Genomic DNA, 12,118 nt, shown 5'->3' with positions numbered 1-12,118 from the left:
ATAGAACAACCCTAAAAAATCCCACCTAATGCGTGGGATTTTTGCTAATATCGGCGGCATAATTTACTTAAAAGGATTGTATCTTGGACGCCAAACAACTGTTATTGACTCGCCAATCGACGCCTCGCCTAGTTGCCCCAGCACCAAATGCCGAACAACTCACTTTTTTGCTTGATGCAGCAGCAAGAGTACCAGACCACGGTGCATTAACGCCTTGGGAATTTATTATTGCGGTAGATGATGGCTTAGCTAAATTGGCAGATATTTTTGTTGATGCGGCTAAAAAAAGTGGTGCAGATGAAACTTTTCTGACTAAAGTAGCCAACATGCCTTATCGTGCACCTATGGTGATTACGGTCGTCGCCAAAACTCAAACGCATGATAAAGTACCAGTTTTAGAACAGCATATAGCAGCGGGTTGCGCCACGATGGCAATGCAGCAAGCGGCATTTTCGATGGGTGTAGGTGCTGTATGGCGTACAGGCGATTTTGCTTTTGATGCAAATGTACATCAACAACTAGGCTTGTCTAAGCAAGATCAAATAGTGGGCTTTTTATACGTAGGTACGCCAGCGGTAACTGCACCAATAAAACCATTAAAAAATGGTCAGCAATTCGCTCGCTATTTATAAGTTTGGTCAGCAGAGAGTACGAGCCTTTATTGAACAAAGAGGCTCGTTTATGTGTTAATCATCAAGCTAAGTTTTACTGTCTATTCGTAGAACTCGAGTGGGATCATGTTCTGATAGACATAATAGCCTAATGGTCCCATTAACAAACTGAGCATAGACCACACTACACGTTGGGCATTTTTGATGTGTGCTTTCGAGGTATAGGCTCGATAGCAAAAGTGAATATGTAAAATCAGTAATGCAATGAGCATTAATACTAACGTAATATCCATATTATTCATGTCATGTTCCTTTGCGTTCCAGCAATGACTTATCTAAGTGTAAGCTTAAAATTAAAATCTGCAGTAAAAATAATAAAAATCCATGTTTTTAAACGGCTATTCACTGCTAACACCTTTAATTTACTTTAAAAATTAACCGATTAATAGCCCGTAAACCATTAAATATTCATAATTTTTTAATTTTTGCACAAAGGTATTACTTGTCCATCATCATGTTCTGAATGTTTGAGCTGAATCATATTTTTTTGTGGTAACCATAAAGGATATTTGTACATGGTCACGTTAAATAGTGAGCTGTTGACTAACGTGGTCAACCAAACGATAACGTTAGGGTATGGCATGGTGTTAGACCACACAGGTTCAACATTAGCAAATTGCCGAATAAACGGAAAAATAGCAAAATCAGCGAGTGTAGGGCTGTCGGTGCACAAATAGTTATGTTGCTGCAACAGGTCCTCTAATGTTTGAATAAACCGCTCTGCCTGTTGTCGATACCAGAGTTGACTGTATTCAGGGAACCTGTCGGCATACTTATATTTATCTAACCACGGTTTAAATTCATTATCATTGGCATTAATGAGCGATTCAGTCGTGGATTGATCCAACCAGTATTGCAGGGCTTGATACTCTTCTGTGGTTAAGTAATGATTTTCTGGCGCGGGATATTCAGTTAATGCAAAACGCATAATATCAAGACTTTCACTTATCACTTTGTTGTTTGCTGTCACCAAAACCGGCACAGTGCCTTTGGCCGAAATGGCGATCAATTCTGCGGGTTTATTTTTAAGCTCAATTTCACGTACTAACGGATTCAGCTGGCTTAAATGAAGGCTAATACGTGCACGCATAGCATAAGGACAACGACGAAAGGTGTATAAAATCGCAGAGTTCATTGGGTGTCTATAAAATGATGTCTTGCTAATAGAGTAACGTTTCTTGACTGAAAACCCAAAATTAACCGTTAACAACATTGTAAAAAAGTACATCTGTTAGTTTTAGTATTTTTTTGACTGTGATTTAGGTATACTTTCGGCCGTTTTTTTGAGTCTGTGCACAGTGTGCAGACCTTATTTATATACGCAGTAATATGCACTGGAAATTAAGTTCCAGCCAGCGGAGACCTCATTTTTATGCAACAACCTAAACCAGCGTCTAAACAAGAATCTATTCAAAAAGCCATGCAAGCTTCATCTCAATCCCAAGTCGCTGTGTGCGCGTTATATAAATTCGTAGCGTTACCTCATTTTGAAGATGTACGTCAGCCATTGCTTGATATCATGGAACAAAACGAAATCAAAGGCACTTTGTTGCTTGCTCAAGAAGGCATTAATGGTACTGTTGCAGGAACAGCTTCTGCGATTGATATTTTATTGGCTTGGTTGGGTACTCAACCTGGCTTAGATAATATTGTGACTAAGTTTTCTTTTGACGCTGAAATGCCGTTTTATCGCACCAAAGTGAAGCTGAAAAAAGAAATTGTGACTATGGGTATTGAAGGCATCGATCCTCGTAAAGTCGTCGGGACCTATGTGAAACCCAAAGACTGGAATGCGCTGATTTCAGATCCTGATGTGGTGTTGGTCGATACCCGTAATGATTACGAAGTGAAAATTGGTACGTTTAAAAATGCTGTCAATCCAGTAACTGAGACTTTCCGCGAGTTTCCGGAATATGTGAAGCAAAATTTAGATCCAGCTAAGCACAAAAAAGTGGCGATGTTTTGTACCGGTGGTATTCGTTGTGAAAAATCCACCGCATATTTGAAAGAGCAGGGCTTTGATGAGGTATATCATCTTGAAGGCGGCATATTAAAATATCTTGAAGAAGTAGAACAAGAGCAAAGCTTATGGGAAGGTGAATGCTTTGTGTTTGATAACCGCGTAGCAGTAAATCACAGCTTAGAAAAAGGCCAATACGATCAGTGTAATGCTTGTCGTATGCCAATTACTGAAGCAGAAAAACAAACTGAAGCCTATGTTCAAGGTGTCAGCTGTCCTCATTGCATTGATAAAGTGCCGCAAGAACAACGTCAGCGCTTTATTGAGCGTGAGCGTCAAGTACAATTAGCTAAGCAACGCGGTGAAGCGCATATTGGTAGCGATGTAAAGCAAGTGATTGATGCTCGTCGCCAACAAAAAGAAGCTCAACGTAAAGCACAAGAAAAAATTAATAATAAAGGCTAATTAATTCCTTTATTAAAATGAAAAGCCCAATCTGAATAAGATTGGGCTTTTCATTTTTTATTTTGCATTATTTTTCTGTTCTGAAATAAACGGTAATAACAATAGAGTCAAATAAATACTCGCCAACACTAGAAGTGGCGTTTAAAATTGCAGAGGTGTTTAATTTACTGTTGGATAAGGTGTTTAATTATCGTTCAGGTAAGTAACCTAAGCACGTGATAAGAAAATCTTCTCAAACAGCCTTTTGTTGAGTCATTTGCGCCCTGTTTAAGCCACTCTTACTTGGTTGCGGCCATTTTGTTTTGATTGATAGAGTGCCCTGTCTGCATTTTTAATCAGGCACTGGTAGTCTTTACATTCAGATGTCATTCCAGCCACACCTACACTCACTGTGACACCAATGGAAAGTATATCTATTTCAGACTCACTAGGCAGTGCCAGCTAAATGTTTTCGATAATAGTCCTGAGTCGTTCAGCAAGTGTATAAGATGTAGATACTTGGGTTAGCGGGAGGATGACAATAAACTCTTCACCACCATAACGAGCCACTATATCTGATTCTCTTAACGACATTTTAACGTTCTGGGCGATATTTTTCAAAACTAAGTCACCAATCTGATGACCATACTTATCATTAATGTTTTTGAAATGGTCGATATCGATAAGGAAGATGGATAGTGGTTTAGAATAACTTTGCGCCCTTTGTGTTTCTTCTTTCAGGCGACGATCTAAGTATCGACGGTTAAATATACCTGTTAATGAGTCGGTGATGTTTTCTTGTTTAAGGGCATGCATCTGCATAATGTCACTGGTGGTTTTGAGGGACAGGCTACAAACAACAAATACAAAAATAGCTCCGCAAAAAAATATCACCGGCACCACTAGATCAAGTGGTTGAGAAAATGTCACCAAGCTAAATTTTGCATAAATGACATAACCTATGATAAAAAACAGGATCAGCAGAATTAGAAAACCCCAACTGTGGCGCAATTCGCCGGTTGGAAGTCGGCGAAATATTGTCCATACCGGTGTGATAGCCATTGCAAGTAATAGCGCTCCGCAAATAACCAATCCACTACCTAATAGTGGTAAAACATCTTGCATATTGAGTCCTTGCATTGGTGACACTTTTATATGGAAACTCATCTATTGGAAGTGTTTTTAATATTATCGTAAATGTCTTCCTTATGTCCCCCACAGACACTATTAAGTACTGATCAATAGAATATCAGATGGATTGAACAAGAAAAGTGATGGCTCTCAAAGTTAATTAATTCCTTATTTTCTGGTTGTGTCTAAAGCCATAAAGATGAGTCAATAGAGTTGTCTTTAAGTTGGTTTTTTGGTTTTTAAATAGATGTAGATACAGGTTGTTTCATTATTAATCTGCTCCCGTAATCACGGTAATTTTTTACTAAAAGTAATCGTTGAGCAATTCACCTACCTACGATGGCTCTGGTCATAGAGTTAACGTTTTCAATAAGAACACTGTTAATTCGCCGATTGTGGCTTCATTTATTGCAACAGAGGTTTTAATCTTTGCATTCAAACGCTGCACAGACAATAATCGCATTGCTTTGGCGTTTCCGCGTATTGGCTTAGCCGATCACAAGACGGGTTCACCATGACATTACAATGAGTTTAGTTATGAAGGTATTGGCAATTTATGAAATTTAGTCCTTTGGTCGATGAATTAATTCAATCTTTACGTGCGTTGCCTGGTGTCGGCCCTAAGTCTGCACAGCGTATGGCATTTCAATTACTTGAGCGTGAACGTAAAGTGGGCCTTAAGCTCGCAGATTCGTTGCAAAAAGCCATGTCTGAAGTTGGACATTGTCAAAGTTGTCGTACGTTTACCGAACAAGATTTATGCCCTATATGCAGTAGCCATCGTCGCATTAATACTGGGATTATTTGCGTGGTTGAAACGCCTGCTGATGTGCTTGCTATTGAAGCTGGTGGCCATTTTAATGGCCGTTATTTTGTGCTGTTAGGACACTTATCGCCGTTAGACGGTGTAGGTCCTGAAGAGTTGGGGCTAGCGCTACTTGAGCGCCATTTAACGTCGAATGAGGTGAGCGAGCTTATTCTTGCTACCAATCCGACCGTTGAGGGTGACGCCACTGCACATTTTATTGCTGATATGGCCAGAAGGCATAATGTGGTGATTAGTCGTATTGCTCATGGCGTCCCCGTGGGTGGAGAGCTTGAGTACGTTGATAGCACCACTTTAGCATTATCTTTTAATGGTCGTATTCCGCTGTAATAGCCCTACACCTGATTAAAAACCAAGATGCCAGCAAGTCTAAAAATTAGATTTGTTGGCATTTTTAATTCCACCCTGGATGAGTCATGGCGGAATACAGGCTGCAAAAATGTGTCATATTGAGCTGATTTGGTCTTATCTGATGATTTATTATTCAACAAGACAGTGTTGCCCCTTGAAAATATTGTAACGTCCCCCATCTCTTGATTAACACAGAATTTTAGGCGAGTGGATTTTTCGACTCGTGATTGTTTAAACGTAACACCAAGGGAAATACTCATGTCACAACAAGAAACTCATGGCTTTCAAACCGAAGTAAAACAACTTCTGCAATTGATGATCCACTCTCTGTATTCGAATAAAGAGATTTTCTTACGTGAGCTAGTCTCAAATGCGGCCGATGCAGCAGATAAGCTTCGCTATTTAGCATTAACTGACGATACCTTATATGAAGGTAACGGTGATTTACGCGTTCGTGTTAGTGCGAATAAAGAAAAGGGCACAGTAACCATTTCAGATAATGGTATAGGTATGACCCGCGATAGCGTTATCGAACATTTAGGGACTATCGCCAAGTCTGGCACCAAAGAATTTTTTAGTAATCTTTCTGGCGAAGCGTCAAAAGATTCACAACTCATTGGTCAGTTTGGTGTGGGCTTCTATTCGGCTTTCATCGTAGCGAAAAAAGTCACTGTACGCACTCGTGCTGCCGGCCATGCTGCTAACGAAGGTGTATTGTGGGAATCAGAAGGCGAAGGTTCATTCAATGTAGAAAGTATCACTAAAAATGAACGTGGTACTGAAATTGTGCTGCATTTACGTGACGAAGAAACTGAATTTGCTGACGATTACCGTTTACGCTCAATTATCACTAAGTATTCTGATCATATCTCTGTTCCAGTACAAATGTGGAATGAAGGTACGCCTGAGTCAGACGGCCCTGATGGCGAGAAAGTCGCGGCAACGGAAGGTGAGTGGAAAGTGATGAACAAAGCGACAGCGCTTTGGACTCGTAATAAGTCAGACATCACTGAAGAAGAATACCAAGAGTTTTACAAGCACATTTCTCACGATTACAGCGACGCTTTAAAATGGTCTCACAATCGTGTTGAAGGTAAACAAGAATACACCAGTTTACTGTACATCCCAGCCAAAGCACCTTGGGATATGTGGAACCGCGACCATAAGCATGGCTTGAAACTGTTTGTTCAACGTGTATTTATTATGGATGAAGCGGAACAGTTTTTACCAACATACTTGCGCTTTGTACGTGGATTAATCGATTCAAATGATTTGCCATTAAACGTATCTCGCGAAATCTTACAAGATAACCAAGTAACAACAGCAATGCGCGTGGGCATCACCAAGCGTGTATTAGGTATGCTGGAAAAGCTGGCTAAAGATGAGCCAGAACAGTATCAATCTTTCTGGGCTGAATTTGGTCAAGTATTAAAAGAAGGCCCTGCAGAAGACTTTGCTAACAAAGAACGCATTGCAGGCTTATTGCGTTTTGCTTCTACCCATGACAACTCTGCCGCAACAACAGTGTCATTAGAGGCCTATATTGAGCGCATGAAAGCGGGTCAAGACAAGATTTATTATATCGTTGCTGACAGTCATGAAGCTGCCGCAAATAGTCCTCATCTTGAGTTGCTGCGTAAAAAAGGCATCGAAGTATTGTTATTGTCTGAACGTATCGATGAGTGGTTGGTTAATCACTTAACTGAGTTCAAAGACAAGAAGCTACATTCAGTGACACGTGGTGATTTAGAGTTAGGTGAACTTGAAGATGCTGCTGATAAAGAAGCTCATGACAAAGTTGCTGAAGAGTCTAAAGGTTTAATTGAGCGTGTTAAAGCTGCGTTAGCAGACAGCGTTTCTGAGGTTCGTGTTACTTCACGTCTAACTGACACGCCAGCGTGTGTGGTCGCGGGTGAAGGTGAAATGTCGACGCAGATGATTAAACTGATGCAAGCTGCTGGTCAGCCTGTGCCAGAATCTAAGCCAACATTTGAGATTAATCCAACGCATCCTTTGGTTGAGCATTTGAATAACGAAACTGACGAGCAATTGTTTGCTGATTGGGCTAACTTGTTATTACAACAGGCCTTGCTATCCGAGAAAGGCAGTTTGGCAGACCCTTCAGCGTTTATTAAACTCACCAATCAGATGTTATTGGCGAGTGTAAAGTAAACTCGATTTAAGCAGTAAAAGCGGACAATAAGTCCGCTTTTGTTTTTGTCATTCTGCGGAGGCAATATGGACTACCTCATTAATCTTACTAAAGACAATATTCAACAAGTTGTTGATACCTCAATGCAAAAAATGGTGGTATTAGCATTTTGGGCGCAACAGCAGCCCGAAAGTGTACAAATGTTGCAGACGCTGGAACATCTTACCAATAGCCAAGGTGGGCGATTTATTCTCGCTAAAGTGGATTGTGAAACCGAGTTAGAAATTGCTAACTACTTCCAAATTCAGAATGTACCGACCACATTAATTTTAGATAAAGGCAGACCCATTGATGGTTTTTCTGGGGCGCAAAGCCAAGAACAGATTAGTGATTTGCTCGACAAACATTTACCACCGATGTGGATACAAGAGTTTGATGACGTTAAACAATTATTAGCCCAAGGCGAGTTATCGTCAGAAGACTTAACTCGCATTGCAGAACAGTTAAAAACAATTTATATCGATGCACAACAAGCACCTGAAGTCGCACTGGTGATGACAGATGTAGCATTACAGCAAGGTTTACTGGCGGAAGCAAAAGGGTTACTTGCCCGTATAGGTTTAGCGGATCAAGACAGTTACTATCATAATTTAGTGGCTAAATTAGCGTTAGCGGAAGATGCGGCTGATACTCCAGAAATTCGTCAACTGCAACAAAATCTCGCAGAGCAGCCAGATAATGTAGACGCTGTTATCATCTTGGCCAAAGCATTAAATGCAGCTCAACGTAATGAAGAAGCCCTTGAATTATTGTTTGTTATTTTACAAAAAGATATGAACGCTGCTGATGGGAAAATCAAACAAGTCTTCATGGAAATCTTAACCGCGATAGGTCAGGGCAATGCGTTAGCCAATCAATATCGCCGTAAATTGTATACCTTGTTGTATTAAACAAATTGAAGCCTTTTTGTTACAAGCCTTATTAGATCTTGGTCTAATGTCATAACAAAAGCGCTATTAAAAGTGTGGCAGATGTGCGAAAATCGCCGCCCTAAAAAGAACACAAACTTAAAAGAGGACTTTTGAGATGCGCATTATTTTATTGGGTGCCCCAGGTGCCGGTAAAGGTACCCAAGCTCAGTTCATTATGGAACAGTATGGTATCCCACAGATCTCAACTGGTGATATGTTACGTGCAGCGGTTAAAGCTGGTACGCCATTAGGTTTAGAAGCTAAGAAAGTAATGGATGCAGGTCAATTAGTTTCGGACGATCTTATCATTGGGTTAGTGAAAGAGCGTATTGCTCAAGAAGATTGCGTTAAAGGTTTTTTACTTGACGGTTTCCCTCGCACAATTCCTCAAGCTGATGCTATGGCTGAAAATGGTATTGAGATTGATCATGTTATCGAAATCGATGTGCCGGATGAAGAAATCGTTAAGCGTATGAGCGGGCGTCGTGTTCATTCTGGTTCTGGTCGTGTTTACCACATGGTGTTCAATCCACCTAAAGTGGAAGGTAAAGACGATGTCACTGGCGAAGATTTATCTATCCGTCCAGATGACGAAGAAAGTACCGTACGTAAGCGTTTAGGTATTTATCACGAGCAAACTAAGCCATTAGTTGATTATTATGGCAAAGTCGCTGCTGAAGGTCGTACTCAGTACAATAAGTTTGACGGTACTCAGTCAGTAACTAAAGTGAGTGAGCAACTAGCCAGCGTATTAAAATAATCGCTGATTAGCTACTCCATTAAAAGCCTGCTTTGCAGGCTTTTTTTATGCCTAAGGAATAAGCTAACCGTTGCGTTGTATTAGTGGGAATACTATTCATTGATAGTGAACCCCTCGTATTGACTCAATATTTATTTAACTTCCGCTCAAGGTTGTAAACACGATTACCAAATCCTAATACTATCCTTGCCTCAACTCACTATTGATGTATTCATGCGCCTTACTCGTCTTTCAATTGAATATTTCATATGGCTAGGAATCAGTCTATTTTAACCGTTTGACCCAATCTATAAGCCCAAACTAACGTGATGGAATACAGCGATATTGAAGCTAATATTTGATTGAACAGATAAACATTCTCGAGCCGATTGAGCCCAAGTCTATATATCGTCGTAAGACAAAAAATGAATGAAATAAGACTGAAAGCCACAACGAAGCATATTTAGGCCGTGAATGTGATAAAAGTGATATAGGATTGACGCTTACCTATGATAAAATCTGCCGCCATTTTCGCGGATGACGACTCATGCAAAATTGAATGAGTGTCAGTGGTAATTAATTTCACACTTGCACGGATGCCAAGCTATGAGAGCCCAATATGAAGTTTCCTGGTCAACGTAAGTCCAAACACTATTTCCCTGTAAACAGTCGTGATCCGTTATTGGCTCAACTTACGCAGCAGCCTCAACCTTTTTCTACTTACATTTGCGGTATAGATCAAACCTTGGTTGATATCGAGGCTAAAGTAGAAGACGAGTTACTTGAGCGATATGGCTTACCTAAAGGCAACTCAACTCTCATTAATGATGAGCAAGCCCATAATTTGTACCATGAACTTAAATCCAATGAGATGATCAGCGACGAATTTGCCGGTGGCACCATTGGTAACACCGTCCACAATTATTCGATTTTAGCCGATGATCGCTCAGTACTTTTTGGGGTTATGAGCCAACATATTATGGTGGGTAGCTATGCATATCGCTATTTATGTAACACTTCCTCAAAGGTTGATCTTAACTTTTTACAGCCTGTCGATGGTCCTATTGGTCGTTGTTTTACGTTAATTTCTGACTGTGGCGAGCGCACGTTTGCTATCAGTAAAGGCGCGATGGATAAGCTAACACCTGAATATATCGATAAAGAGGTGGTACAAGGCAGTTCGGCGTTAGTGTTAACGGCATATCTGATGCGAGCAAGCGAAGGTGATGGTATTACAGATGCCGCAATGACGGCCATTAATTACGCTAAAGAAGCCGATGTGCCAGTGGTGTTAACACTAGGGACACGCTTTTTAATTCAAGAAGATCCACAATGGTGGCAAAATTTTATTAGTGAGCATGTCACTATTTTGGCCATGAATGAAGATGAAGGTGAAGCGTTAACGGGTTTTAAAGACCCGTTGCTTGCCAGTGAAATGGCACTTGATTGGTGTGACATGGTGTTAACTACGGCCGGCGCGATTGGGCTTTATACTGCGGGTTATACTGAAAATGCTGAAAAGCGTGAAACCAGTCATACTTTATTACCGGGCGCTATTCCTGAGTTTAACCGTTATGAGTTCTCTCGCCCGAAATTACAAGTGGATTGCGATACCCCAATAAAAGTGTACGCTCACATTGCGCCTTATATGGGTGGACCAGAATTAATTCGTAATACCAATGGCGCTGGTGATGGAGCCTTGTCTGCGCTGCTTCATGATTTATCAGCCAATACGTTCCATAAAACCAATGTGCCTGGATCGAGTAAACATAAACGAGATGGTTTATGTTATTCGTCATTTTCACAAGTGTGTAAATATGCCAATCGCGTTGCATATGAAGTGCTAGCTCAGCACAGCCCGCGTCTGTCTCGTGGTTTACCTGAGCGGGAAGACAGTTTAGAAGAGTCATATTGGGAACGATAATCTATCGTCGATAAAATAAAACGATAATGAAGCATCATTATCGTTTTTTTTTGTGTAGATTTTTATAGAATAGGCATCGAAAGCCAGATTATTAATAAGCAATCAGGAGCGTCACGTGAAAGGACAAATCTTAAGAGAGATGCATGTACTTAAGGCCATTGAGCCTGAGTTTGAAATCCAACGCAGAATTGCTTTTATTAAGGCAAAATTATCAGAGGCTCATAGCAAAACTTTAGTCTTGGGGATCAGTGGTGGTGTTGATTCATCACTTGCTGGACGTTTATGCCAACTGGCAGTGAATAGTCTTAATCAAGAAAAAGCCAGTGATGAGTATCAGTTTATTGCAGTGCGCTTACCTTACCATGTCCAGCAAGATGAAGCCGAAGCTCAGCTAGCCTGTCAGTTTATTCAGCCTTCAAAACAAGTGACCGTGAATGTTCATGATGGTGTTGTTGGTATCCATAATGCAACGCTAAAGGGGCTTACCGCCGCGGGATTATCATCAACAGATGCTGGAAAGACAGACTTTCTCAAGGGTAATGTTAAAGCCAGAATGCGCATGATAGTCCAATATGACATTGCTGGTGCTATGGGCGGCCTTGTTGTGGGCACCGACCATAGTGCGGAAAATATTACCGGTTTCTATACTAAATGGGGCGATGGTGCTTGCGATTTAGCACCATTATTTGGCTTAAATAAACGTCAAGTACGTCTATTAGCTGCCCATTTAGGCGCGCCAGAAATATTGGTTAAAAAGGCACCTACGGCGGACTTAGAAGATAATAAACCTCAACTTGAAGATGAAGTTGCTTTAGGGCTGACCTATGATCAAATTGATGACTTTCTAGAGGGCAAAGATGTTGCCAAGTCTGTGGAAGATAAACTGGTGAGCATCTATAAACGCACCCAGCATAAACGTAAGCCGATCCCGACGATTTACGATTAATAC

At 40.7% G+C, this 12,118-nt stretch carries 10 protein-coding genes and 2 pseudogenes; 9 read left to right on the top strand and 3 right to left on the bottom strand.

The window, feature by feature from the left end:
• The first annotated feature begins 83 nt into the window (after positions 1-83).
• Complete coding sequence (locus tag EGC86_RS05130) at positions 84-632, top strand: NAD(P)H nitroreductase (protein ID WP_011637003.1); 549 nt, start codon at positions 84-86, stop codon at positions 630-632.
• Between the two features lie 80 nt (positions 633-712).
• On the opposite strand, the gene EGC86_RS05125 is transcribed toward EGC86_RS05130, so the two are convergent.
• Together EGC86_RS05125 and EGC86_RS05120 are read right to left on the bottom strand one after the other, a co-directional pair.
• Positions 713-913 carry a hypothetical protein gene (locus EGC86_RS05125; protein WP_011637004.1) on the bottom strand — a complete coding sequence of 67 codons (201 nt, stop codon included), beginning with the start codon at positions 911-913 and terminating at the stop codon, positions 713-715.
• Between the two features lie 176 nt (positions 914-1,089).
• Entirely contained in the window at positions 1,090-1,806 is a 717-nt protein-coding gene (locus tag EGC86_RS05120) for a glutathione S-transferase (protein WP_123776858.1), read from the bottom strand.
• A 285-nt stretch (positions 1,807-2,091) separates the two neighbouring features.
• On the opposite strand from EGC86_RS05120, the gene trhO reads away from it, so the two are divergent.
• Together trhO and EGC86_RS21030 are read left to right on the top strand one after the other, a co-directional pair.
• Positions 2,092-3,096, top strand: a complete 1,005-nt coding sequence (gene trhO, locus EGC86_RS05115; protein ID WP_123777356.1) for an oxygen-dependent tRNA uridine(34) hydroxylase TrhO — start codon at positions 2,092-2,094, stop codon at positions 3,094-3,096.
• An 89-nt stretch (positions 3,097-3,185) separates the two neighbouring features.
• Positions 3,186-3,302, top strand: a pseudogene (locus EGC86_RS21030) (helix-turn-helix transcriptional regulator); the annotation flags it as partial.
• A 61-nt stretch (positions 3,303-3,363) separates the two neighbouring features.
• Here EGC86_RS21030 and EGC86_RS21025 read toward each other — a convergent pair.
• Positions 3,364-4,137, bottom strand: a pseudogene (locus EGC86_RS21025) (GGDEF domain-containing protein).
• 625 nt (positions 4,138-4,762) lie between these two features.
• Between EGC86_RS21025 and recR the strand changes: the two are divergent.
• The 6 genes from recR to nadE all read left to right on the top strand — a co-directional run bounded on the left by recR (position 4,763) and on the right by nadE (position 12,115).
• A complete protein-coding gene (recR, locus tag EGC86_RS05105; protein WP_011637008.1) occupies positions 4,763-5,362 on the top strand; it encodes a recombination mediator RecR in 600 nt (199 codons plus the stop codon).
• A 279-nt stretch (positions 5,363-5,641) separates the two neighbouring features.
• Positions 5,642-7,555: a molecular chaperone HtpG gene (gene htpG / locus EGC86_RS05100; RefSeq protein WP_011637009.1), complete on the top strand. Its 1,914-nt coding sequence runs from the start codon at positions 5,642-5,644 to the stop codon at positions 7,553-7,555.
• Between the two features lie 66 nt (positions 7,556-7,621).
• Positions 7,622-8,485, top strand: coding sequence for a tetratricopeptide repeat protein (locus tag EGC86_RS05095; protein ID WP_123776857.1), 864 nt, complete (start codon positions 7,622-7,624; stop codon positions 8,483-8,485).
• Between the two features lie 136 nt (positions 8,486-8,621).
• Positions 8,622-9,266, top strand: a complete 645-nt coding sequence (gene adk / locus EGC86_RS05090; RefSeq protein WP_123776856.1) for an adenylate kinase — start codon at positions 8,622-8,624, stop codon at positions 9,264-9,266.
• Between the two features lie 598 nt (positions 9,267-9,864).
• Positions 9,865-11,169, top strand: a complete 1,305-nt coding sequence (locus tag EGC86_RS05085) for an inosine/guanosine kinase (protein WP_123776855.1) — start codon at positions 9,865-9,867, stop codon at positions 11,167-11,169.
• 115 nt (positions 11,170-11,284) lie between these two features.
• Positions 11,285-12,115: an ammonia-dependent NAD(+) synthetase gene (nadE, locus tag EGC86_RS05080; RefSeq protein WP_123776854.1), complete on the top strand. Its 831-nt coding sequence runs from the start codon at positions 11,285-11,287 to the stop codon at positions 12,113-12,115.
• The last annotated feature ends 3 nt before the right edge of the window (positions 12,116-12,118 follow it).

It is taken from the genome of Shewanella frigidimarina, assembly GCF_003797125.1.
In the GTDB taxonomy this organism is placed as follows: Bacteria; Pseudomonadota; Gammaproteobacteria; order Enterobacterales; family Shewanellaceae; genus Shewanella; species Shewanella frigidimarina.
Note: the sequence above shows the minus strand (reverse complement) of the source record. Positions and strands in the feature narration are given on the sequence as shown.